At 63.1% G+C, this 22,820-nt stretch carries 20 protein-coding genes; 9 read left to right on the top strand and 11 right to left on the bottom strand.

The window, feature by feature from the left end; translation table 11 throughout:
- The first annotated feature begins 19 nt into the window (after nt 1–19).
- Nucleotides 20–937: a glycosyltransferase gene (locus tag BBD46_RS13045; protein WP_071402116.1), complete on the top strand. Its 918-nt coding sequence runs from the start codon at nt 20–22 to the stop codon at nt 935–937.
- 38 nt (nt 938–975) lie between these two features.
- Here BBD46_RS13045 and BBD46_RS13040 read toward each other — a convergent pair whose 3' ends face one another.
- Nucleotides 976–1,194: a hypothetical protein gene (locus BBD46_RS13040; protein ID WP_071402115.1), complete on the bottom strand. Its 219-nt coding sequence runs from the start codon at nt 1,192–1,194 to the stop codon at nt 976–978.
- Between the two features lie 215 nt (nt 1,195–1,409).
- Here BBD46_RS13040 and BBD46_RS22675 point away from each other — a divergent pair, with 215 nt between their 5' ends.
- Complete coding sequence (locus BBD46_RS22675) at nt 1,410–1,640, top strand: hypothetical protein (RefSeq protein ID WP_171908197.1); 231 nt, start codon at nt 1,410–1,412, stop codon at nt 1,638–1,640.
- A gap of 401 nt (nt 1,641–2,041) precedes the next feature.
- Here the strand turns inward: BBD46_RS22675 and BBD46_RS13035 are convergent, their stop codons facing one another.
- The 5 genes from BBD46_RS13035 to BBD46_RS13015 all read right to left on the bottom strand — a co-directional run bounded on the left by BBD46_RS13035 (nt 2,042) and on the right by BBD46_RS13015 (nt 6,938).
- A complete protein-coding gene (locus BBD46_RS13035; protein WP_071402208.1) occupies nt 2,042–2,308 on the bottom strand; it encodes a hypothetical protein in 267 nt (88 codons plus the stop codon).
- A 363-nt stretch (nt 2,309–2,671) separates the two neighbouring features.
- Nucleotides 2,672–3,751 (bottom strand): NAD-dependent epimerase/dehydratase family protein, encoded by a 1,080-nt coding sequence (locus BBD46_RS13030; protein ID WP_071402114.1) that lies wholly within the window; start codon nt 3,749–3,751, stop codon nt 2,672–2,674.
- Nucleotides 3,751–4,776, bottom strand: coding sequence for a DUF362 domain-containing protein (locus BBD46_RS13025; protein ID WP_071402113.1), 1,026 nt, complete (start codon nt 4,774–4,776; stop codon nt 3,751–3,753). The genes BBD46_RS13030 and BBD46_RS13025 overlap by 1 nt, the downstream gene beginning before the upstream one ends.
- Nucleotides 4,776–5,879: a Gfo/Idh/MocA family protein gene (locus BBD46_RS13020; protein ID WP_071402112.1), complete on the bottom strand. Its 1,104-nt coding sequence runs from the start codon at nt 5,877–5,879 to the stop codon at nt 4,776–4,778. The genes BBD46_RS13025 and BBD46_RS13020 overlap by 1 nt, the downstream gene beginning before the upstream one ends.
- A gap of 108 nt (nt 5,880–5,987) precedes the next feature.
- On the bottom strand, nt 5,988–6,938 hold the full coding sequence (locus tag BBD46_RS13015; protein ID WP_071402111.1) for a polysaccharide deacetylase family protein: 951 nt from the start codon (nt 6,936–6,938) through the stop codon (nt 5,988–5,990).
- A 296-nt stretch (nt 6,939–7,234) separates the two neighbouring features.
- On the opposite strand from BBD46_RS13015, the gene BBD46_RS13010 reads away from it, so the two are divergent.
- Both BBD46_RS13010 and BBD46_RS13005 read left to right on the top strand, forming a co-directional pair.
- Nucleotides 7,235–8,833, top strand: coding sequence for an alkaline phosphatase family protein (locus BBD46_RS13010; protein ID WP_071402110.1), 1,599 nt, complete (start codon nt 7,235–7,237; stop codon nt 8,831–8,833).
- Nucleotides 8,834–8,937: 104 nt separating this feature from the next.
- Nucleotides 8,938–9,387, top strand: a complete 450-nt coding sequence (locus BBD46_RS13005) for a hypothetical protein (RefSeq protein WP_071402109.1) — start codon at nt 8,938–8,940, stop codon at nt 9,385–9,387.
- Nucleotides 9,388–9,462: 75 nt separating this feature from the next.
- Here the strand turns inward: BBD46_RS13005 and BBD46_RS13000 are convergent, their stop codons facing one another.
- Entirely contained in the window at nt 9,463–9,693 is a 231-nt protein-coding gene (locus tag BBD46_RS13000; RefSeq protein ID WP_071402108.1) for an NADH-ubiquinone/plastoquinone oxidoreductase chain 3, read from the bottom strand.
- Nucleotides 9,694–9,748: 55 nt separating this feature from the next.
- Nucleotides 9,749–11,080 carry a hypothetical protein gene (locus BBD46_RS12995; RefSeq protein WP_071402107.1) on the bottom strand — a complete coding sequence of 444 codons (1,332 nt, stop codon included), beginning with the start codon at nt 11,078–11,080 and terminating at the stop codon, nt 9,749–9,751.
- Between the two features lie 399 nt (nt 11,081–11,479).
- On the opposite strand from BBD46_RS12995, the gene BBD46_RS12990 reads away from it, so the two are divergent.
- The 3 genes from BBD46_RS12990 to BBD46_RS12980 all read left to right on the top strand — a co-directional run bounded on the left by BBD46_RS12990 (nt 11,480) and on the right by BBD46_RS12980 (nt 17,218).
- Nucleotides 11,480–13,288 (top strand): hypothetical protein, encoded by a 1,809-nt coding sequence (locus BBD46_RS12990; protein ID WP_071402106.1) that lies wholly within the window; start codon nt 11,480–11,482, stop codon nt 13,286–13,288.
- Nucleotides 13,289–13,704: 416 nt separating this feature from the next.
- Nucleotides 13,705–14,649, top strand: coding sequence for a hypothetical protein (locus tag BBD46_RS12985; protein WP_071402105.1), 945 nt, complete (start codon nt 13,705–13,707; stop codon nt 14,647–14,649).
- An 877-nt stretch (nt 14,650–15,526) separates the two neighbouring features.
- Nucleotides 15,527–17,218: a right-handed parallel beta-helix repeat-containing protein gene (locus BBD46_RS12980; RefSeq protein WP_071402207.1), complete on the top strand. Its 1,692-nt coding sequence runs from the start codon at nt 15,527–15,529 to the stop codon at nt 17,216–17,218.
- Between the two features lie 480 nt (nt 17,219–17,698).
- Here BBD46_RS12980 and BBD46_RS12975 read toward each other — a convergent pair whose 3' ends face one another.
- Nucleotides 17,699–18,298 (bottom strand): DUF7344 domain-containing protein, encoded by a 600-nt coding sequence (locus BBD46_RS12975; protein WP_071402104.1) that lies wholly within the window; start codon nt 18,296–18,298, stop codon nt 17,699–17,701.
- A 794-nt stretch (nt 18,299–19,092) separates the two neighbouring features.
- On the opposite strand from BBD46_RS12975, the gene BBD46_RS12970 reads away from it, so the two are divergent.
- Nucleotides 19,093–20,046, top strand: a complete 954-nt coding sequence (locus BBD46_RS12970) for a transcription initiation factor IIB (RefSeq protein WP_071402103.1) — start codon at nt 19,093–19,095, stop codon at nt 20,044–20,046.
- Here the strand turns inward: BBD46_RS12970 and BBD46_RS22670 are convergent.
- A complete protein-coding gene (locus BBD46_RS22670; protein ID WP_169331434.1) occupies nt 20,039–20,215 on the bottom strand; it encodes a hypothetical protein in 177 nt (58 codons plus the stop codon). The two genes, BBD46_RS12970 and BBD46_RS22670, sit on opposite strands and share 8 nt — an antisense overlap.
- 157 nt (nt 20,216–20,372) lie before the next feature.
- Between BBD46_RS22670 and BBD46_RS12965 the strand changes: the two genes are divergently transcribed.
- On the top strand, nt 20,373–22,418 hold the full coding sequence (locus tag BBD46_RS12965; RefSeq protein ID WP_071402102.1) for a DEAD/DEAH box helicase: 2,046 nt from the start codon (nt 20,373–20,375) through the stop codon (nt 22,416–22,418).
- Here the strand turns inward: BBD46_RS12965 and BBD46_RS12960 are convergent.
- Nucleotides 22,415–22,771: a hypothetical protein gene (locus tag BBD46_RS12960; protein WP_071402101.1), complete on the bottom strand. Its 357-nt coding sequence runs from the start codon at nt 22,769–22,771 to the stop codon at nt 22,415–22,417. The two genes, BBD46_RS12965 and BBD46_RS12960, sit on opposite strands and share 4 nt — an antisense overlap.
- Between the last annotated feature and the right edge of the window lie 49 nt (nt 22,772–22,820).

The raw sequence follows: 22,820 nt of genomic DNA, 5'->3' as shown, positions 1-22,820 counted from the left end.
GGCTAGGTGTAGTCCCGAGATGCACGTCCTCACGCTGACGACGAACGCCGACGCGCCGTTCATGACCGAGCAGATGCGCGCGCTTGAACGTCGTGGCGTCACCTTCTCGACGCTCTCGGTCGCCGGCGAGGTCGACGGCGGGACGTCACGGAGCCCACTCGAGTACCTCAAATTCTTCCCCTCGGTACTGAAGGAGTCGGGCAACGGCTACGATCTGATTCACGCCCACTACGGACTGACGGGGCCGATGGCGGTCGCACAGCGGCGCACACCCGTTGTTCTCTCACTCTGGGGGTCTGACGTGTATGGACCAGTTGAACCCGTGAGTCGCGCCTGTGCGCCGCTCTGTGACGAACTGGTCGTCATGTCCGAAGAGATGCGAACGTATCTCGGGCGAGACTGTGCCGTTATTCCGGACGGCATCGACCTCGAGAAGTTCCAGCCCGCACCGCAGGCGGAGGCCCAGGAGGCGGTTGGCTGGGACACCGACGCTCACCACGTGCTCTTTCCTTACACGCCCGAGCGCGAGGTGAAGAACTATCCGCGTGCGCGGCGGGTCGTCAACGCAGTCAACGGCTTGCTCGAGGAGCCGGTACACCTGCACACAGTCTACGACGTGCCCCACGAGACGGTGCCGGATTACATGAACGCCGCCGACGCCCTGCTGTTGACCTCTCACAGCGAGGGCTCGCCGAACTCGGTGAAGGAAGCCCTCGCGTGTAACCTCCCCGTTGTTTCGGTCGACGTAGGCGACGTTCGCGAGCGCCTCGACGGCGTCTCGAACTCGCTCGTCGCGGATAGCGACGAAGCGCTGATCGACGGGCTTCGGGGGGTACTCGAGTCCGGCGAGCGCTCGGATGGCCGAGAGGCGGCGCGAGAGATTAGCGTGGAGCAGACGGCAGACCGACTGCTCGAGGTGTACGAACGGGTTGCGTGAGTTGGGTGAGGAATACTGGGTGAACCGACTGTTCTCGACTACGAATTATCTGGCTCGAGCAACTGGATGCTGATCGAGATGAAGTAGACGAACATGAACATGAAGAAGCCGACGGTGAGCGGCAGCAGTCGCCGGTCGACGATCGCGAGGTCTAACAGCGCCGCGCCGGCGATTGCGAGACAGTAGACGACGATGATGAAGGCCCCCACGGCGTAGTAGAACCGAATGTCGGATTCGAAATACTCGCGCACGACCATCGTATAGTAGACGCTTGTGAGAGGCCAACGAAAAGGGTACTGGTACACCTGTAGAACGCCGCTTTGGCAACTGAGATCGCCACTTTGCTGCAGTGGCTTTCTGAAAGGGAGATATCGTGGTCGTCGTTTCGGGTATCTGTTGCTGTCCAGTTGGTCACTACTCCAGTCCAATCACAACCAGTAGCGTTTTCGCCACCACACCTCATTCAGTCTACATGACCGAACACGACGACACGGTGACGGTGCTAAAGTGGTTCGTCGCACCGGCAGTCCTCGTCTTCGCGCTGGTCAATCTGTTCCAGATCAGCCCGCTGCTTGCGAGTTGGACAACGATCACGTTGCTCGGCGCCGAAGGGAATGCGCTCTACTGGCTCGTTCTGATTCTCGTGGATTCGGTCTTGCTCGCAGTACTCGGCGGCTTCTGTAGCTACTCCCTCGTGACCTGACCGGCGTGTCGTACTGCACGAAACCAGTACTCGAGTTGCGGAGACGAACCGGGGCAGTGTAGTGGGCGGACGAGTGCACTGATCTGGGGTTGGGTCTGCGTTTCGGTGGTTTCGTGGCGGTGGTGGTGGTGGTGACCATAGACCCAACACGTAGCAATTCCACCCGCCCAAGCCCACACGCACTGCCCCAGCGTCCCGCCGCAACTCGAGTCCGGGCGTCTGGCTCGAGGAACTCACGATGCTCGACCGCAACTCGGTGGCGACTCAATCGCAACTCGGTGATACTCGAGTGCCACCGAGTTCCAGTCCGTTGCTGTCGGATGCTGTCGGTTGCGAGCGGTTGCGACCGGTGCAAGCAGCTGCAGCCGGTCGTATTCACTCTGCAGTCGGGGTGGGGAACGCTACTCGTCGCGGGTGTCAGACTGGCCCCGTTTGCTGAACCCGGGTGCGACCCGACAGCCGCAAGGGCCGGCGACCGCATCGGTGGGACCGATCATCGTGGTCCGTGCGACGGGACGGGTACAGCGCGGGCAGTTGGGAAGCGGTGTGTCCTCGGGATCGAGTTCGGATTCTGGATTCAGGTGGTTGCCGTCCGAGTTGGATTCGGCCTCGAATGTGCCTTCACCTTCACCCTCATCCCCACGTTCACCTTCGGCGTCGTCACTCATTCTCACACGCCCGACCAGTCTCGCTGTGCTGGTCCGGTTCGTCAGTCTCGTCTCTTGCATCCGTCCCGAATCGCGGGCCGGCGGCTACTCGAGTACGACACGTCGATTGTCGTGCGGGACGTTTATATCCCGGTAGAATGTATGCAATCATGGCTTCAGCGAAGCGCGTTTGGAAGCCACGTCTCGGATGCGCCAACATCCGGGGCACTTTCGTACCCGGTGCGGCTTCCGTTCTAATTGTTGACTGGTAGTAACTTATATCTATCGCTAAATGGAGGGAAAGAGCTGACGAAAAGCCTGCCAGCACCGCCGTCGCCGTCTCGCTCGTCCAGTCCTCGCACTCACTGTTTTGACCGCCAGACCTCACTGACACTCAGTTCGGTACCACTCGAGTGCAGCGGGCAGATGCGCTTCCAGCGGCTGGTACTCGTAGCCCAGTTCCTCGTGGGCTTTACGGGAACTGTAGAACATGCGGTCGGTCGCGAGTCTCGCCATCTGGCGGTCGAAGGGGAACAGCTGCCGGTCAGTCACAGTGCCGACGACTTCGGCGACCGGACCCGCGGCGTGGATGGCGGTCGCCGGAACGGGCAGGCGGGCGGGTGAGCCGCCGGCGAAGGTGGCGATGCGCTCGACCGCGCGGTCGTAGGTGAGGTTTTCGCCGCCGAGGATGTAGTGCTCGCCGCTCTCGCCGTGTTCGTAGGCGGCGAGGATGCCGTCGATTACGTCCTCGAGGCCGACGATGCTCAGTCCGCCGGGGAGGTACGCTGGCATGGTTCGATCGAGGCCCATCGAGAGCAGTTGGGCCGTGAAATCGGCGTCACCTGGGCCGAAGATCGAAGTTGGGTGGACGGTTACGGCGTCGCCGCCACCGCCACTGTCACTGCCACCGCAACCGGTATCGTCGGCGTACCGGTCGACAAAGCGCTCGGCGGTCGCCTTCGAGCGCTGATAGGCTCCGATCGGTTCGGCGATATCTGTCTCAGTTGCGAACTCGTCGTCCTCGACAGCCCGCCGTGTACCGGCCGTACTGGTGAAGACCAGTCGACCTACGTCACCGGCTCGACAGGCGTCGAGCACGTTTCCGGTGCCCTCGCGGTTGACTCGTTCGACGGTGTCGGCGTCGGCGCTCCAGAGGCCGATCCCCGCGAGATGGAAGACCGCGTCGGCTCCGTCGACCAGCGAGCGAAGCGTTTCCGGCTCGAAGAGATCGCCGACGTACCACTCGACGTTGTCGAGGTCGCCGCGGTCCGATGTCGGGCGGGAGAGACCGCGAACGGTCCAGCCCTCGGCGAGCAGGCGCTCGCAGAGCGCGGAGCCGAGGAAGCCAGTCGCACCGGTGACGGCTGCGACGCGCCCGCTGTCCTCGGCGCTCGCCGCACTCGCCGTGCTCGCCCGCCCCGTTTCGGGACCGCTGTCCGTCTCGGATGGGCGCTCCGTCGCCATTAGCCGCCACCCCGCAACTCGAGTTGGGGCGGGACCGCGTCGCCGCCGACGGCAGCGTACAACCGGTAAGCGATCGAGACGGCGGGATGCGTGTCGTCCGACGGGGGCAGTGCCCCGCCCTCAAGGCGCGCTCGGAGCGTGTCGAGCTGGGCCTCGAAATCGTCCGTGGATTCGGTTGCCGCGCGGCCGACGGGTTCGACGCGAATCTGGGGTGTCGAGCCTGAGCCGGGCTCCACACCGGTTACCGATTCGGTCGCGTCGGGTGCGAGTGCAACCGCCCGGTCGTCGAACCCGGTGCCGAACAGTGATGCACCGAGCGCGTCCACGACGGGTGTTGGGCCCGCGAACAGTGCGTTGGCCGCGTAGGGCTCGTCACCGTAGGCTGTCGTCGCATCCAGTAGACAACTGGCCGGTTCGATTGCACGCGTTGCGGCGACGGCGGTCGGTGCCGGTTCGGCGACCGCGTCTGCGAACCTGCCGAGCGTTCGCATCCCGCCGGCGACGGCCCCCTCGTCGGTCGGCCGCAGCGACGGAAGCACCAGAACGGTATCTTCGCGGAGCCGTTCCGGAACCGAGACTGCGACTGAGCGGTCGTCTACTGGGAAGACCTGTCGTGTGGTGTCCCCGTCGTCGCCGTCCGATGCGAGGTCGACGAGGTCCGCGCCCGTTCGCTCGCAGAGATCCGGATAGCCCAGATACTCTGCCGTTCGCTCGAACGGCATGCACTCTGTGCTCACACCGGCGACGGCGAGGTCGGCATCGGTCCGCCAGGAGAGGTGATCGAGCACCGCGCCGACTACGGCGGGATCCGTCACCATGCCCGTCGAGGGATGGAACGGGTAGTGTGCGTCGGGAACGATGGTGATCCGGTCGGGCTCGTCCGCGACGGACTCGAGTACCGGGCCGAGTGCCTCGCCGACGGGGGACTCGAGTGCGGACAGGCGTGCGTCGAGGGTGGGTGTCCAGCCGCCGCGGTGGTCGTCCGTGTCGACGAGTGCGCCACGAACGATGTTCGGCTGGTCCATTACCGGGTCACCTCCACTGGCTCGAGTTCTGCGGTGTTTGTCTCCGCGGCCAGTTCGGCGGCGGTTTCGGCGAGTTCGAGGCTGCGTCGGCCGTCCTCGCCGTCGATCGGCGGCCGTTCTCCCTCTCGAATTGCCTCACAGAACGCCGAGAGCGCCTCGTAGTGGGCCTGCAGATAGAACGTGGGGCCGAAGACGTCGGGCTCGTCGCCCGTGAACCGACGCAAGACGTTGGTCAACGCTGATTTCGCCGCACCTGCGTAGAAGTTCTGCGGGAGGTGGTCCTGGTTGCTGATCGTGCCCGTGATCCCCTCGAGTCGGAGTCTGGTGTTCACTTCGGGAAGCTGTTCCCACTGGTAGGAGCCACAGTGCAGCGTGATCGACGTCTCCGTCTCGGGGGCTCGCAGGAGTACCGTCGCGGCGTCCTCGACCGGAATGTCGAGCGTCGAATCGGTCGACGCATCCTGTACCTCGAGCTCACCGAAGAGCCACTCGAGTACGTCGAAACAGTGAATGCCGAGTTCGAGCAGCGAGCCGCCGCCGGCGGCGTCGGGGTCGAGCGGCCACGAAGGTGGTGCGTTCTCGACGGGCGGGCGTCCCAGGGGACCGTCGTTGAGCCGGGTAATCGAGGCGTACGGGACGTGACCGACGGTGCCGTCCTCGAACTCGGACTTGACGCCGATCATGTCGGGCTGGTAGCGAAGCGTGTGGTCGACGCCGACGGCGATGCCGGCCTCGCGCGCGGTGTCGAGCATGCGATCTGCCTCCGCGGTCGAGCGCGCGAGGGGCTTTTCGACGAAGACGTCGACACCCGCCGCGGCGGCTCGCTCGACCGCATCGGCGTGGAGAAACGGCGGCAGCGCGATCACGGCGGCGTCCAGGTTCTCGCGCTCGAGGAGGGTCGTATAGTCGTCGTACGTCTGGGGAACGCCGGCGCGCTCCGCTCGGGCGCGGTTCTCGGGGAGGACGTCGGCGACCGCGCGAACCTCGACGCCGGGCATCGAGCGCGCGGACTTCAGATGGACCATGCCGATGTTGCCGACGCCGAGTACCCCGAGCGCGAGGTCGTCGGAGCCGGTTAATCGGCCAATCGTTGACGAGAGCATCGTAGCCAATACCCGGCCGTATGCGGGCTTTGTTATCGCCGTCGTACTCTCTGCACGCACCGGATACTACGGAGCCGAAGGCGCGAAGGCACCGTCGAACTGGCCGCCTCAATCGCCGCCCATCGTCCCGCCGTCTGCCGCGACCGTCCCGCCGTCGACGCCGCGCGGAACACGCACTCGCCGGGCGACGTCTCCCATCGTCTCCACCGTCAGGTCCGTCTCCGCTCGGCGCTGGGATAGGTACTCGAGTATGGCGCGCATTCGCCGGTCGTCGCGGGGGTGGGTGAGGTTATTCGGGTGGAGCCACATGTGGAAGAGACCGTCGTTTCGGACGGCCTCGTCGATGCCGCGCTTGGCCTGGAGGACCATCGGATCCTGCCAGATGGATTCGGCGACGGTTCGTGCGGGGCCTTCGAAGCCGAAGAGGAACATCGAGGCGGGGACGTTCACCAGGCCGTACTCGTCGACGGTTGGCTCGACGAGCATGGGCTGGTCACGGACTGCCGAGTCGAACAGGCCGCGGACGCCGTCGTACGTCGGTGATTTGCCGCGGTAGGCGCTGAGGCCGAACTCGGCGAGCACGTCCCGGTGACCGACGTCGTTTCGCGGGTAGATGAACGAGTCGACGTGTTGGCCCCACTGGTTGGCGAGGTCGAGACTGCGCTCGAGTTCGGCGACGGCGAGCTCGCGGTCGGTCGAGGGGGCACCGAAGAGCACGTGCGAGAAAGAGTGGCTGGCAAACTCGTGGTCGACACTGGACTGAAGGAGGTCGTCGACGAGATCGCGACCGAAGCGGAGGTCGGGGCGGTCCCACCAGTCGGTTCGTTCGCGCTCGAACCAGCCTTCGGGGGCCGGATGATCGTCGTGAACGCCGTCACAGCCCTCGAGCATAAGGTGGCCGACGACGGCCCAGGTCGCCGGGATATCGAACTCCTCGCACAGTTCGAGCATCGTCGACCAGCCGCGTCGTCCGGCCTCGACGCGTTCTGTGGGGAGCGGCTCGAGATCGTGAAACCCCCACCCGAGTTCCGCATCCAGCGAGCAGACGACGCTACCCATCTGTATCACCACGACCACGCAATCGTATCATACGCTGGACGGATTCGACCTGCCGGTTTTGTTATTGATTGCTTTTGCCGTATCGTCGGCGGACTGCGGCCGGTATGGAGACCGAACACGGAATCGCGCTGATTCACACGCCAGTCCTCTCCAGCCTCGCCCTCGGTCTAAATGCGTGGCGCCCGAGGGCGGTAACGTCACCGAACAACGTTATTTTCGTCTGAACGGTCCGTGAACGTTCCCTATAACAAAGCGCTCATCGGGCCACCTGCACGATAGCAGGCTTCTCGACAATCATGAGCGGATCTACTCACCCCTCCGGGCAAGCATTCGTGCTCGGACTCGACGGCGTCCCGTGGCGACTGATCGAACAATGGAGCGACGAGGGCAAACTGCCCAACTTCGCCAAACTGCGCGAGGAAGGCGCGAGCGGTACACTCGAGAGCACTCGTCCACCGACGACGCCACTCGCCTGGCCCTCTATCGCGACCGGCGTCTGGGCGGACAAGCACGGCGTCTACGGCTTCCAGAACCTCTCGAGTGAGTACTCACACGAGATGTACACGAGCCACGACATCACTCAACCCACCCTCTGGGAACTGCTCTCGCCGGCTCACGTCGGCAACGTGCCGATGACCTACCCTGCACGCGACCCCCAGGACGGCAGTAGCATGGTCACCGGCATGATGACGCCCTCGACCGATCAGCAGTTCGCCGCCCCCGCCGACCTCCAGTCCGAGATCGAATCCCAGATTCCCGACTACGAGATCAGTCTCGACTACCCCGAGTACGCCGACCGCCTCGACGACTTCGAGGTCGCCGTCGACGACATGCTCGCGACGCGGCGCGAACTCATGGAACTCCAGATGGATCGCGCTGGCGACGACTGGCGGCTGTTCTTCTTCGTCTACACCGCCCCTGACCGGTTCCAGCACCTCATCTGGGATATGGACCGGATTCTCGCCCACTACCAGAAACTCGACGAGATCCTCGGCGAGGTACTCGAGTACACTGACCGACACGAGGCGGACCTCTACGTCGTCTCGGACCACGGCTTCGGGCCGATTCACGAACTCGTCTACGTCAATCACATTCTGGAGCGAGAGGGCTATCTGGTGCGACGTGAGGACGAGGGAACCAGAGGCGCGCTCGCGAGCCTGGGGATTTCTCGGGATCGAATCACGGATCTGCTCGGAAAGGTCGGTATCTCCGAGGAGTTGCTCGTCTCGACGCTGCCGCGGAAGCTGGTCGACTCGGTGGCTGAGCAGATTCCGGGCGATCACGCGCTCTACGACGTGAACTACGAGGAGACGACGGCGTTCGTCCACGGAGCGGGCAACTGTTACATCAACGATAGCGATCGGTTCGCGGACGGCATCGTCTCGCCGTCGGAGGTGCCGCGGGTCAAGTCGGAGCTGGTGGACCTCTTCGAATCGATCACCGACGAGGACGGCGAACCGGTGCTCAGAGTCGACGACGGCGACGAACTGTTCCCGACCGATCCGGACTCGCCGGATCTCGTCGTCAACGGCGTCGACGGCTACGACTGCCGGAACGCGATTACCGACCAGCCGTTCGGTGACACCGGAACCTACGCGGCGAGCCACCGCAACGAGGGGATCATTCTCTGTCGCGGGCCGTCGATCGAACCCGGGGCCACGCTCCGCGGCGCGCGCGTGGTCGACGTTGCGCCGACGCTCTTGCATGGAATCGGCGAACCGGTTCCCCAGAACGTCGACGGACGGGTGCTGTTCGACGCGTTCGACGCGTCGGCGACGCCGTCGAAGACGAAAGTCGAGCGAACGTCGGTCGACCAGCCCCAGACAGCCGATTCGGTGGACGAGGACTTCACCGACGTCGAGGACCGGCTCAAGGGGCTTGGATACATGGAGTGACAGCACCGTCGGAGCGCGTCGAAATCTGACTGTTTTTGCGTGCTTGTCCACCGTCCGACTCTCGCAAGCACAGCGGCTACCCCACTCGCGTTCGTTCATCCGCTATGGTCGACGAGGACCTCGAACTCGAGCGCGACCTCGGTGAGGCAACGATCGTCTACGACGAACCGGACGAAGACGCGATCCACAAGACGGTCCCGAACGAGCACATCGCGTACTTCCAGGACCACTGGATTATCAAGACGGACGAGGACGACGAAGGGAACGACATCGTTCGCCGGATTCCGTCCCGTCGCGTTCACTACGTCGAGCGCTCCGTCGAGGAGTTCCAGTCGGAGGTCCAGACGGTCGCGGATCAGGTGCAGTCGTTCGCCTCCTCGCTCCGGACGAAGATTCCGGTCGGCGGGGAGAAAGAGGGTGACCGCGGCGATCGCGGGCGAACCGGTGAGGGTGGCGACGTGCATCCGATTGAGATCACGCCCGGAGAAGTCGAGCGCGATGTCGCCGATGACAATGCCAGAGGTACTGGCACAGACGCCGACCGCGACGAGTAATAACTCCGTTTCGAACTGGGTAGAGACCTGTTCCTCTCCGGTTTGTGAGGGAAATCCAGTGTAGTGCTAACGCTCTCAGGCGCGGATCGATCTGCCGGCGAGAACGTACCAGATGAGACCGAGTAGTACCATTCCGACGTATACTTCCGTGAAATAGGCCTCTCCGTCCACGCCGGCTATTGAGAGGACGACGGTGACAACAGTCGCTGTGAGCAGCGCGAAGAATAGCCAGAAGATGGCCACCAACACGAGGTCCACCCTCTCATGCCGAGTTGAGCCTGTCGAGTTCCCGGACGGGGACTCCATAGGCGTGCTACGACCAACCGGGATAAAACGCTGCGTGTCGCCGACACCTCCCTTGCTACCGTCCCATTCGAACCCGATGCAACCCCGTCTTCATCGCCTTCCAGGCCGGATACGCCGCATTGTAGACCGGCGTCGGCGCATTCCTCGCGCCCGCGCGTAGTACCCGATGGGAGAGCGGCGGCCCCGACTCCGAGACGAGCGCGTTCAAATCCGCCGTCTCCAGCCACTCGAAAAACTCGCGCTCGGCGACCGACTCTGGCTCACAGTCGGTTTCACGAACCCGCTCGCGAATGTCCTCCCACATGTACCGCTCGTCCTGGCCCAGTACCCACTGTCCCTGCTCGAGTGCAGTCTGTAGCTCGTGGTAGTCCGACTCATCGAACGGGTAGCCGTGCGCCGTCGGCTCGAGTCCCGACAGCCGCAGGCCGACAGCGGTCCGATAACACTTCTCGCAGCGCCCGCAGTTGCCGTCCATCCGCGTGTTGCACGTCTGCAGTTCCAACGCGGGCGCGTCGCTTGCGACGTACTCCGCAATCGAGTCGAGGCGCTCCTGTCGCGTGAGTTCGTAGGCGTCGTGGTGACACTGGGTCCCCGTCCAGCGCACGTTGTCGTCGATGTCCGGGCGCGAACCCCACTCGAGTTCGATGCCATCCCAGTGGGTGGCGGCGACGTAGAGGTCGTCGATGGCGCGGGCGGACGCCATGGGGGCACAGAGGCCGAGGAGGCCCAGCCCGTGGCCGACGGAGCTGTACCAGGCCCCGTCGACGTGGCGCTTGTAGTGGGCGAGCAGCATGGCGTGGTCGAGCGCGGAGAGGGCGTTGGTTTCGATGAAGGCGGTGTCGAGGTCGCGCTCTGCGGCGAAGTCGGTGACGCGGTCGCGGAGGTGAGTCCAGTCCTGGTCGTCAGCGGGATCCATGGTGATGGTCCAGCCGCGGATGCTGACGAGGGTGGGGGTCTCCTCGCGGTGGCGGACGTACGAACAGGTGGAGTCGACGCCGCCGGTAAAGAGGAGGGCGCTGTCAGCGTCCGCAGCATCGCGTTCGTCTGCCGAAGGCTCCTGCTCCGTTACTCGCTTCGCGTACAGCTCGCCGCCCTCGAGAAAGTCGTGCATCGCACACAGTGATTCCTGTACGTCCACGAGTGCGCGCGCGAACGCCGCGTCCACTTCCTCGACGTAGACGTCCGCGCCGTTGGCCCAGGCGACCGGACAGACCTGTGCGAGGACGGGGATCACGAGAATACCCTCCGGCACGTCCTTGAGCGGCCGGTCGTAGCTCACGCGGAACGGTTCGTCCGTGAAGAAACGGCGCAGATCCGGCGATGGCTGCACGTCGCACTCGAGTGTGGAGCCGGAGACGGTTGGGGGGTCGACGGTGATCGATGACATGGGGTGTGTATCGCCTCGACGAACCACGAGCGGCTACAAAAACCATCAGAACCGTTGATCGGTCGCCAACTGTGAAATCGATGCATAGCCGACCCTCTGGGTTGGGACAACGAGGTCGTACAGTGTCAGTTCGATCAGCAGTCCGGTTCGGTCGGTGGCGCTCTCGCCGTTCGGTTTTGTGTGTCACAGTCGTCCAGTGGACTGTATGAGCGTCGTACCCGGCGTCTGAACTGAGTCCGCTCACGGGTTCTCCCCACGGTCAGCTGCTCGATTTGTGGAGTTGCTCGTCTCTTACCCACTGTCGTTGATAAGTTCCGTATAACAAACCGCCAATTCGGTGTGGGAACGCCAAGAGATGCGTATCGATACGCGGCACCAACCTATTGTGAGTGTGATACGATGAATAGATCGGTCCTCAACACCACGTTCGCAGGCGGGTTCCTCGCTCTCGCCGTCGGACTCGTCATCGCACGCGCGAACCCGGCGACAGGGTACGAGCCGTCGATCTTTGCGGGAACGCCAACTGCAACCTGGATCGGGTTCGCGATTGCGCTCGCGATTGCGGTCGTGTTGGCACTCGGTTGTCGTGGCCGCCAGCAGGGTGTTGCGATCGCGCTCGGTGCGACGACAGTGACGGCCATCGTGAGCCTGCCGTTGATCCGCGACTACCGGTTCTCCGGCATGGGTGACGCGCTCACGCACCTCGGCTGGACGCGGGACATCGTCGACGGCGGCTTGCAGCCCCACGAACTGTTCTATCCGGGGATACACTCGATTGCGGCGGTGATCCACTTCCTCGCAGGCATTCCAATCGAACGAGCACTGTTGCTCAGCGTCGTCATCCTGTTTATCCCGTTCCTGGTGTTCGTCCCGCTCGTCGTTCGGGATATGACCGGCAACGGGCTCGCGGTTGGTGTCGCCGCGGTCGTCTCCTGGATGGTGTTGCCGATCAACAACATCGCGACGCACATGGGCGTCCACACGAACTCGAACGCGCTGTTTCTGGTGCCGGTCGTCATCTTCGCGTTCGTCGCCTACTTACACCGCCGGTCGACGATCGAACAGTTGCCGTTCGGCCTCTCGCCGTTCAGTCTGCTCATCTACTTCTCGGGGATCGCGCTCTTACTCGTCCATCCACAGCAGATGATCAACGTCGTCGTCCTCGTCGGGACGGTCGCGGGTCTGCAGTACCTCGCTCGCTGGCGCTACGAGGACCACCCCGTCGTTGAGCATCCGACGACGTACACGCACGCGGTCGTCCTCGGTGCGATCTTCACGCTCTGGGCAGTAACGAACGAACGGTTCCAGAGCGCCGTCTCCGGGCTGGTCTACGGTATGTTTTCCGCCGATATCGGCGGTGGCGAGACGGTCGACCAGCGCGGCGGCTCGCTCACGGAAATCGGTGGCAGCCTCGGTGAGATGTTCGTCCTGCTCTTTCTCGACGCCGCCGTAATCGGCCTCGCAGCCGGCCTCTTCGTGCTGGTTATGTGGTTCGGCTGGACCGCTACCGATCGCGATACGTCGACGCTCGTCACCTACTTCGCGCTCGCGCTCGTCCCGCTCGGTGGGATCTTCCTCGTCTACTTCGTCGGGACGCCAACGATGGCGTTCCGACAGGTCGGGTTCATCTACGTCCTGTTGACGATCCTCGGTGCGATTGCCATCGCGCACGTGATTGGCGGACTCTCACGATACATCACGACACCGGGTGCGAACGCAATTGCAGCGGTCGCACTCGGTGCGTGTCTCGTTCTCGGGCTGATGACGGTGTACGCGTCGCCGATCATCTACAACCCTGGCCAACACGTTACCGACCAGAAGTTCAGCGGCTACGAAACCGCCTTCGACCACGGTGCAGAGGACCGACCACACGCCGGACTCGGCTACGATCCGTTCCGGTACGACCACGGACTGTACGGACTCGAACGTGACGACCCACTTTCGGGCGCAGGCACGGCAAGCGGTGAGGTCGATCCCGAACTGTGGGAGGCCGGGAACTACACCGGCGCCTACAACGATCTCGACTACTACTTCATCGTCACCGAGTACGACGTCACCAGAGAGGTCGACGTCTATCAGGAACTGCACTACAGCGAGGCCGCACTCGACGACGCCTCACAACAGCCGGGCGTGAACAAAGTCGTCTCGAACAGCGAGTTCGAGATGTACGCCGTAGACGCATCGGGCGGGAGCGGCGCGCCAGCATAGGATCGCGTCGGAACGTCTGACACTCTCGTCTTCGATGTACTGTCGTCTGTGTTCATTACTCACCCACGTCTCGAGCGAGTCTCGAGCGAAAGAAGTCTCGTATTGATCCGAGCCGGTGTGGGTAACCAGGAACTGGACCGACCGTTTCGGCGATAAACGATCGCTCACTCCGGTTCGAACGACAGTCGGCAGCAGTCAGTAAAACGGCCGCCAGCGGCCGTCAATCATCTATTAAACAGCTATTTATTCGGAAACAGGGGATTACGGGAACCGTTTGTACCGTTTTTCGTTCGTATTTTCGTGAGTGAATCGTCTTTCATTGTGACCAATCCAGTACTGTTCACAATACTATCTGTAAATTTAATCTCCAAGTCCAAGGAAAGGTTTATGAGTATAAGGTTCTGTTACGGTAGTGTATGGCGCAGAATTCCCGTCCGTCCGATACGGAGAATACTCCGACTACCGGCCGTAATTCAGGCTTAACCCGCCGCAATTACGTCCAATCCATCGCAGCGGTCGCAACCGCAGCGACGACCCTTGGCGTAGCCGGTACGGCAACGGGCCAGACGGACTACGAACTCATCGAAGCCAACAATCAGACGATTACGATCGGTTCCGGTGAGACCTGGGAGAACAAGCTTATCGACATGACCACCGGTCAGGACATCATCGTCACCGCACACGGTGAGGACTGGACCGTCCGGAACGTCGGCTTCACCGGTGAGAACACCTCCGGCTCCGGCTCCGCGACGTTCGGTATCTCCGACTCCGGTGGCTCGAGTACCATCGAGAACGTCTACCTCGGTGACGGCTCGGACGACCGCAACGGCAGTTCCAGCGGTCACGGTCAGACCGCCTTCTGGGTCGATCCCGACCACGCGGGTCATATCGACTTCCAGAACGTCAACATTCAGGGCTTCGCGGACAACGCAATCTACGCGTCCGCACCCGGAAACGCCGGCGGCGGCACGGTCCACATCGACCGCTGTTTCGCTGCGAACTGTTATGTCTCCCACTTCCGTCTCGCGACGGCGGGAAGCAAAGTTACGAACTCGAGTGTCTACATCAACGAGGAGGGCTACCAGGGCCGCGGGATCTGGGCCTGGGCACCCGGTACGATCGAGGTCGACAACTGCCAGCTCGAGATGAACGGGCAGAACGTCGCGATCGACGCCGGTGCGAACGGCAACCCAACTGATGTCGTCGTCACCGACACCGACTACGACGAGCAGGCCGGCGTCGGCGAAAACGCTGGATCGACGGTGCAGCTCGGTGACGAGGTTGGCACCGATCCGTCCGCGTTCATTCCGGATGGAACGCCAACGAGCGCCGAGGAAGCGGCTGCCGGCGACGCGAACTGAGCGAACGACGGAGAGACGTGAGACGAGCACCGTGACGAGAAGGAGTCGGTCACCGCTGCCAAGGGGATGTGGCGGCGATGGCCGACCTCGATGTTCCGACGATACCGAACCGCACGCCTGCTGTGGGATGGGGTGAGCGGTTCGCCGCGGTTCACCGTTTGGAACCCGCTGACGACGACCCTCCACGGGGGTCGCTCCGGGCTGGCGTCCGTCGATAGCTGCCCGGTGTCGACCGCCGATCGCTACGCACCGCTGACCAACGGCCCTCCCGCCGCTGCGGTCCACTTTTGCGTTCCATTTTCACACGACTGGACGAGCGACTGGTTCGTTTCCCCGTGGCTCTGGACTTGAGACTGCTCTAGACACTGACCCGGTCCTGACCCCGACTGGTACTGGGAACTGGCCACCGTCCCCCGCACGCGCGAGGCCTATCGCTGCGGTATCGAACGCCAAGCGATTACACACTCTCATACGATGGCTGCTTCCTCGATCTCGTCTACTGTATGAGGTGTGTTGGTACCACGACTGAGGCGCATAGGTGACTGTGCAGAACGTGGTAGAATTTGACGGTAAGTCCGTTTCACCCGTCAAATATTGCTGCTATATTCGCGGCGATTCTGGGTAATAGACTATTACTTGCCGGAGACGGCCGTATACGGCCTCGTTGCGGCTAAAAACATAGATAGTTTTGTGAACGAATAATCAGATCATAGCTACTGTCTGTAAATTTTAGATCCTGAGAAAGGGAAAGTTTATTGCGGTAGTTCTGTATTACCCGTAGTACATGGCACGTGAACGTTCGGTACCGGGTGACGGTTCATCCGGGAACGACGCGACGACCGAGAGTAATCGTGGATTACTCGACCGTCGTTCGTATATGAAACTGGCCGGGGCAACGACTGCAGCGACCGCGTTCGGCGCAACCGCCGGCGCGGCAAACAGTGACGACTACGAGACAATCACCGCCAACGGACAGGTCATCCGTATTGGACAGGGTGAAACCTTCGAGAACAAACTGATCGACCTGACCAACGGCAACAGCGTCGTTCTCCTCGTCGAGGGTGGCAACTCCGTGATCCGCAATATCGGATTCGAGGGACTCCACCGTGGGGACGGGTTCATGATCTCGATCACGGCACCGAGTGGGGATGTCCTGATCGAGAACGTCTACCTCGGCGACGGGTCGACCAAGGAAGGCGAGAGTTTCGTCCACGGACCCGGCGCGGTGTTCTACCACCGTGACGCCTCCTGTGACGTTACCTTCCGCCACTGTAACGTTCAGGGGTGGCCGAACAACGGCTTCTACTGTTCGAACACCGCTTCGGGTGGCTCCGCGCGATTCGAGCACTGTTACGGAAAGAACAACGGCGTCAGCACCTACCGCGTCGCCGGCGGCAACGACGCCATCGTCGACTCGGTCGCGTACAACGACAACACCGACTACGGACCCGGCTGGGGCGGCTACACCGAAGATAGCGGCCGGCCAGTCTGGGTCTGGCCCGGTAGCACCGTCTCGATCGAGGACTCACACTTCGCAAGCGGCGGCTACCCGCACGCGGTGGTCATGCGAGGCAACGCAACCGCCCAGATGTCCGGCGGCGCAATCGACGGCAACGTTCAGGGCGGCGGACTCAATCGATCGAACGTCTCGAGTTCCCCCGAGCTCTCGGTCCCCGAGGGAACCCCGACGTCGGCCGTCGAGGCCGCGTCGGGCGAGACGAGCGAGACGGGAGATGGTGTGAACGGCGACGCGGACGAGGACGACGATGAACCCGCACTCGAGAACCTCCTGCTCGTCGAGGGTGACGAGTCGGATGTCACGCGCTACGAGTTCGAAGCCGAGGGCGACGTCGAGCCGTCGACGGCAGAAGGAGCGACGATCGACGCGGCTGCGGGTATGGAGGACGGCGTGGCATACGGCGTCGTCGCCGACTGGAAGGACGCCTTCCGGTTCGACGGCGACCTGCTCACGCTGACCGTCGACGGGCCAGGAACGGTCTTCGTCAACGGTGAGGAAGTCGATCCGTCCGAGTACGGTGAGGACCTCCCGCACGTACTCGAGATCGAGGGCCGTGGCGCACCGACGAGTTACGAGATCACGGTCGACGGCACGATCGAGTTCGACGGAGACGAGGAGCCGGACGACGAGGCGACCACGGTCTCCGGCTCGACGGCCCAGAGTTCGGTGACGGACGCCACGCAGACGTTCCGGTTCTCGGGTGCGCTGACGGACGTGACGTTTACCGACGGCGAGGCGGCGGTTTTCCTCGACGGTGAGGAGATCGACCCGTCGGAGTACGGCGAGACCGAACTCCTGCCACACGCACTCGTCATCGACGGCGGTGACAGCGACGAACCGAGCACGTACTCGTTCCGCATCGATGGAACGGTCGTCAAGTCGGACTACCGATCGGCGACGATCGACGACGAGGATATCATCGACGACCGGTTCGTCCGTGGCGTCGTCGACGACGAACTCGACGCCTACTGGTTTGAGGGGCCGATCGATGACTTCACGCTGTGTGGGACTGCAACCGTCGACGTACAGTACAACGCGCGTAACCAGTAGACCGCTGACAACAGTTCGAGCGGCGCCGAACTGCGGTTTGCGTATTTTTTGACCGGCAACGGATGAGCGAGGCGTCTCTGAGCCGTCGCTCTCGAGTTCGACTCAGTGACTGTCGTTCGATGAGTTGATGGCGCTCGTTGCGTCGGTGACGTTCGGTGAATCGAGACCGCTCTCGCTGTAACTCTCCATCACAGAGAGACAGCGCCGACGTATTCACCTCGTGAGAAGGTGGCTCCCGCGCGTGGAACAGCAAGCTGGCACGCGAACTGTCCCGGTACTGGATGACGGTCGCCGGGAGCCACCTCATGCTATGAGCGGGGTGAATAAAAGTCCTTCTTGATCCTGTTCGAATGTGAGAACACCCGTCGGTGGGACAGATCAACCGGTGTGACAGTCAGCAAGCCAGTGTCGAACTGAACGCTGTCGTCTCACAGAACCAGCAGGTGAAAGTCCACGGCTTTGGCCGTGTGGATGAAGCCGTCAATCGATGCGCGAGAGTTTCCCGTCGACAGTCCGCTCGTGCTCGCGGTTCGTCACGGCGTGAGCCAGCGAGAGCGCGAAGAAGGCGAGTACGACACCGCCTGCAAGCGCGAGTGTCGGGAGGGCGGTGAGTCCGGGAACACCGAGTAGTGCCGCAGCAATGAGGACGCCGCCGGCGATGCTCAGGCCGGCATACCACCGGTCCCAGCGGTCCTGTCGATGTGCATCCGTATCGAGATACATCATCAACAGGTCGGCATTATCCGACAGCGAGATCAGCCCACGGTCCTGATCGTACTCGACGATTCCGGCATCGTCCATCTTCGGGAGATGGGTCTGGTAGAGGGCAACGTAGACGCGCTTTCGCTGATCAGAGCTCAACGCGTTGACACTGGTATCGTTCTCCCAGGCAGCGATTTGCTCGGCGAGTTCGCCGAGGGTGACAGTCTCGTCGGCCTCGAGTAAGTACGTCAGTACCTCGCGGCGACGGCGGTTCTTCAGGAGTTCGAAAATGACGTCTTTCGACAGCTGATCATCGGTCTCGGCATCGCTTACGGAAGAAGAGAGTTCGTCCGGAAGCGAGGTATCGACGGAGGACATTATCGTGTCCCTCCGGCTGTCCGACCCGGCGGAACAGCCCTGGTTTCGGGGAGCCAGCTTTGGGTGGTGAAACCACCACCAGGCTGTCGAACCGACAGCGACCCCTGTACGCTCAGACGGCGATTCGCAGTCACGATTGACACACCAAGTTGTACACCAACAGAGACACTCTTAAGCACGGCCACGTTTCGCACCGGCTGCAAAGTGGGTACGGACAGACTTCCCGCACGGCAGCCGTCGCGTCGCTGTTGCTGCGTGTTTCGGTGTGCAACGGCACGCGGCGACCCCGGTAGTATCGAGAGATTGGGCGCGTGTACCGATAGCGTACGGCCGTTGCTACGACGCCGCTGGCGATTCACGGGACGATGTCGGTATGCGGATCGTCGACACAGCACTGCTACGAAACGTTTGGCTCGAGCGACATAAATTCTCCTGACGGTTTGGTCCCGAAAGCGATCTTTACACGGAGAACAGTCGTCTTACTCGCAAACCTGATCGCATGCGAGCACACGTCTCGGCCCCGTTTCTCACCTCTGTACCGTTCCAGTGGGTTGTCCGTACACTCGAGTGCTCGCCGGATCGGCAATGAGTGACCCGATCCGAGCAGGGTCCCTCGCTGCTCAGGCAGCGATCCCTTTTCGTTGCTGTCGCCGGTCGCTGCGACCGCGTGCGTGGAGTGGCTTTATCCTCGTCCCTGCCGTCGCCGGGACACGATGTGAGACGCAGTAAGTCGGGGTTTCTCCCGAAACCATGTGAACCCCTTACAGTGGCTGCACGGCTTCCGTCCACTACTGATGACGCAGTCCATCATCGACCACACCAGAAGCGAGGTCCAGGAATCGGAGCCTGGATTATGTCCAGACTGCGAAACGGATACCGTCGTTCACGATCCGGATCGTGGCGAGCGCGTCTGTGGTGAGTGCGGGCTCGTCCTGACCGAGGACCCCATCGACTACGGCCCGGAGTGGCGCGCGTTCAACGCCCAGGAACACGACGAACTCTCCCGCGTCGGCGCACCCCTTACGCAGTCCATGCACGACCGGGGGCTGACGACGACGATCGACTGGCGCAACAAGGACGCAAACGGCCATTCGATGTCGGCCGATAAGCACGGCCAACTCCACCGATTGCGCGTCTGGCAGGAACGCATTCGCACGAAGAACGCGGGCGAACGCAACCTCAAGTACGCACTCTCCGAGATCGACCGTATGGTCAGCGCCCTCGGCGTTCCGAAGCCGGTCAAGGAGACCGCGAGCGTGATCTACCGACGGGCACTCGAGCAGGATCTCATTCGCGGGCGCTCTATCGAGGGCGTCGCGACCAGTGCACTCTACACCGCCTGCCGGAAGGAAGGCATTCCGCGCAGTCTCGAAGAGGTCACCTCCGTTTCGCGGGTCGATCAGCGCGAGATCGGCCGCACCTACCGCTATATCGCGGACGAACTCGACATCAATCTCGAACCGACGAACCCCCGCCAGTTCGTGCCGCGGTTCTGTTCGGAACTCGACGTGAGCAAGGAAGTCGAAACCAGAGCGGTCGAGATCATCGACCAGACGACCGATCTGGGACTCCACTCCGGAAAATCGCCGACCGGCTTCGCCGCGGCAGCGATCTATGCCGCCGGCTTGCTCTGTGACGAAACCATCCCGCAGCGCGCGGTCGCCGACACAGCCCAGACAACCGTGGTGACGGTCAGAAATCGCTACCGGGAACAGCTCGATGCGATCGATCAGTCGCCGGTTACATGATCGACCGCTCGCTTTCGTTGTAGACGTCCTCGTTGAGCAACGCGTGTAGGTTCGCGTACGGGACGAACGCGATGAACTCGCCCTCTCCGTCGTACAGCCTGAGCCCGTCGTCCGTTCGGTCGTAGTCCTCGCACATGATCTGTCCTTCGGGGAGGATCGCACGGAACATACGAGAAAATACGACACCACGGGGCATATAGTGTTGCACTGTCACGGATCGCTACCAGCAGGCGCTCCCAGACCTGACCGGACCGGACCCGACTCGACCCGACCCGAGACGAGGCGAGGCGAAATCGGTTTACTCCCACCACCGTTACGGCCCTGCAGTGACCGACGAACGTTCGTCAGCGACACGAAACGACGAGCATCCCCGCGATGACTCCGACGACACCCCGTCTAACACCCCCTCCGACGACAGGGACACCAACGAGTCGAACCCAACCAGTGGGACGACCAGCCAGTCGCTCTCGCCCTCGCTCTCACTCGAGTCCTTCCACGACGCCTGCCAGCAGGCCGGCCGTCCCGTCCTCACCGCCGGCGCCGTCGCCCGTGCCCTGGACCGGCCCCACGAGGAAATCAGCGAGGACCTCGACACCCTCACGGAACAGGGGGCACTCGAGCGCCTCTCCGTCTCGACCGACCCCGTCGTCTGGTATCCGAGCGAACTCGAGGACCTGACCGATCGCGAGCGCGTGGTCGTCTTCCCGAAGCGCCGGGAGATCATCGTCGACCGCCCCGACCAGTTCACCCGCGCCCAGCTCGCGCAGTTCGCCCACCTCGCGGACGGCAACGGCGAGGAGGGCTATCGGTACGTCGTCAGACCCGAGGACGTCTGGCAGGCACCGCACGATTCCTTCGACGAACTCAAAAGAACCATGCGCCAGGCGCTCGGCCAGCGCTCGGACCAACTCGAGGACTGGGTCGAGAGCCAGTGGGATCGGGCCCACCAGTTCCGGCTCGCGACGCACGAGGAGGGGTACACCGTGCTGGAGGCCAAGAGTCCCGAAGTGATGGGTAACGTCGCCCGCCAGAAACTCGACGAGGAGCACGTCCACGCGCCCATCTCCGAAACCGAGGACTGGGTTCGCGAGGGGGCGGAGGCTGCGATCAAGCGGATCCTCTACGAGGCGGGCTATCCGGTACAGGACCACCGCGAACTGGAGGCCGGCGAGCAACTGGACATCGAACTCGGTGTCTCGCTGCGCGACTATCAGCAGACGTGGGTCGACCGCTTCGCAGAGGGCGGCGAGGGTGTCTTCGTCGGCCCGCCGGGAAGCGGAAAGACCGTCGCCGCGATGGGCGCGATGGCCCACGTCGGCGGCGAGACGCTGGTGCTTGTTCCAAGCCGCGACCTCGCGCGCCAGTGGGCCGAAGCCATCGAGGAGTACACCTCGCTCGAACCTCACCAGATCGGCCAGTACCACGGCGGCCAGAAGAACGTCCGGCCCGTTACAATTGCGACCTACCAGATCGCAGGGATGGACCGCCACCGCTCGCTGTTCGATGACCGCGAGTGGGGCCTCGTCGTGTTCGACGAGTGCCAGCACGTGCCCTCGGACGTCTACCGACGGAGTACGCACCTGCAGTCCCGGCACCGGCTCGGCCTCTCAGCCAGTCCGATTCGGGAGGACGACCGCCAGACCGAGATTTTTACACTCGTCGGGCCGCCGATCGGCACCGACTGGCAGGCGCTGTTCGAGGCCGGTTTCGTCGCCGAACCGGAACTCGAGATCCGCTACGTGCCGTGGGGCGACGACGAGCAGTCGAACGCCTACGCCTCCGCCGACGGCCGCGAGAAGTACCGGATCGCCGCCCGAAATCGTGGGAAGGTCGACGACGTGCGGTATCTCCTGTCTGCACACGCCGATTCGAAGGCGCTCGTTTTCGTCGACTACCTCGACCAGGGGCGCGACCTCGCCGACGCGCTCGACGTGCCCTTCCTTAGCGGGGAGACCCCCCACCACGAGCGCCGGCGGCTACTCGAGGAGTTCCGTCGGGACGAGCGCGACCTGTTGATCGTTTCGCGCGTGGGTGACGAGGGGATCGACCTTCCGACGGCGGATCTGGCGATCGTCGCCTCCGGACTGGGTGGTTCGCGCCGGCAGGGGACCCAGCGCGCGGGGCGGACGATGCGGCCGGCTGGTGGCGCGCTCGTCTACGTGCTCGCGACGCGTGGGACGCGCGAGGAGGACTTCGCTCGACGGCAGTTGCAGCACCTCGGCCGAAAGGGGATGACGGTGCGTGAGGAGACTATCGAGCGGGATGTCGACACTGGCGATGGGGATCGTCCTGCGGACGATGACAGTGGTGAGCCAGATGCTACTGTCGATGGCGATACCGCTGGTGACTCGGACACCGCCACTGACGGCTAATCAACCACCGAAGCCGTCTGTGTCGGCGGTCTATCCGCGTCTGCCGTCTCGATGGTGTCCGTCCGCACGTCTTCGACTGCTTTGATACCAACGCCATCTTCGAGTTCGTTTCGCACGGTTGTGGCGTCGGGACGCTCGTCAACAGGAGTTGCTGTGAGCACGAGCCGAACGCGGAGGTCGACCGTCGTCTCGTTCAGCGCCGGATTGAGTCCCCGAACGGTCGCCTCCTCAAGCCGATCGACGGCGTCGATTCGCTCGACGACGGTGGTCGCACCATCGGCGAGGCTACCGGCCGCGTTGATCGGCACGCGAACGGTGAGCGTTGCAACGACTGCGGTCTGGGTACTGTTCATGAGGCTCCCGTCGAGAGTCGAACTCGAGTTGGATCGTCGGTGACGAGTC

Source organism: Natrialba sp. SSL1 (genome assembly GCF_001861355.1).
GTDB lineage: Archaea > Halobacteriota > Halobacteria > Halobacteriales > Natrialbaceae > Natrialba.
The sequence above is the reverse complement of the archived record's forward strand: the minus strand, read 5'-3'. Positions and strand labels throughout refer to the sequence as shown.

Excerpts from the sequence above, each read along its gene's own strand:
- BBD46_RS13035 (WP_071402208.1), bottom strand. The coding sequence starts at position 2,308 with ATGAGTGACGACGCCGAAGGTGAACGTGGGGATGAGGGTGAAGGTGAA.
- BBD46_RS22670 (WP_169331434.1), bottom strand. The coding sequence starts at position 20,215 with ATGTTCCGTGCGATCCTCCCCGAAGGACAGATCATGTGCGAGGACTAC.
- BBD46_RS12990 (WP_071402106.1), top strand. The coding sequence starts at position 11,480 with ATGAATAGATCGGTCCTCAACACCACGTTCGCAGGCGGGTTCCTCGCT.
- BBD46_RS13030 (WP_071402114.1), bottom strand. The coding sequence starts at position 3,751 with ATGGCGACGGAGCGCCCATCCGAGACGGACAGCGGTCCCGAAACGGGG.
- BBD46_RS13040 (WP_071402115.1), bottom strand. The coding sequence starts at position 1,194 with ATGGTCGTGCGCGAGTATTTCGAATCCGACATTCGGTTCTACTACGCC.
- BBD46_RS13045 (WP_071402116.1), top strand. The coding sequence starts at position 20 with ATGCACGTCCTCACGCTGACGACGAACGCCGACGCGCCGTTCATGACC.
- BBD46_RS13015 (WP_071402111.1), bottom strand. The coding sequence starts at position 6,938 with ATGGGTAGCGTCGTCTGCTCGCTGGATGCGGAACTCGGGTGGGGGTTT.
- BBD46_RS13005 (WP_071402109.1), top strand. The coding sequence starts at position 8,938 with ATGGTCGACGAGGACCTCGAACTCGAGCGCGACCTCGGTGAGGCAACG.
- BBD46_RS13000 (WP_071402108.1), bottom strand. The coding sequence starts at position 9,693 with ATGGAGTCCCCGTCCGGGAACTCGACAGGCTCAACTCGGCATGAGAGG.
- BBD46_RS12975 (WP_071402104.1), bottom strand. The coding sequence starts at position 18,298 with ATGTCCTCCGTCGATACCTCGCTTCCGGACGAACTCTCTTCTTCCGTA.
- BBD46_RS22675 (WP_171908197.1), top strand. The coding sequence starts at position 1,410 with ATGACCGAACACGACGACACGGTGACGGTGCTAAAGTGGTTCGTCGCA.
- BBD46_RS12980 (WP_071402207.1), top strand. The coding sequence starts at position 15,527 with ATGAAACTGGCCGGGGCAACGACTGCAGCGACCGCGTTCGGCGCAACC.
- BBD46_RS12970 (WP_071402103.1), top strand. The coding sequence starts at position 19,093 with ATGACGCAGTCCATCATCGACCACACCAGAAGCGAGGTCCAGGAATCG.
- BBD46_RS13010 (WP_071402110.1), top strand. The coding sequence starts at position 7,235 with ATGAGCGGATCTACTCACCCCTCCGGGCAAGCATTCGTGCTCGGACTC.
- BBD46_RS12960 (WP_071402101.1), bottom strand. The coding sequence starts at position 22,771 with ATGAACAGTACCCAGACCGCAGTCGTTGCAACGCTCACCGTTCGCGTG.
- BBD46_RS12995 (WP_071402107.1), bottom strand. The coding sequence starts at position 11,080 with ATGTCATCGATCACCGTCGACCCCCCAACCGTCTCCGGCTCCACACTC.
- BBD46_RS13025 (WP_071402113.1), bottom strand. The coding sequence starts at position 4,776 with ATGGACCAGCCGAACATCGTTCGTGGCGCACTCGTCGACACGGACGAC.
- BBD46_RS13020 (WP_071402112.1), bottom strand. The coding sequence starts at position 5,879 with ATGCTCTCGTCAACGATTGGCCGATTAACCGGCTCCGACGACCTCGCG.
- BBD46_RS12985 (WP_071402105.1), top strand. The coding sequence starts at position 13,705 with ATGGCGCAGAATTCCCGTCCGTCCGATACGGAGAATACTCCGACTACC.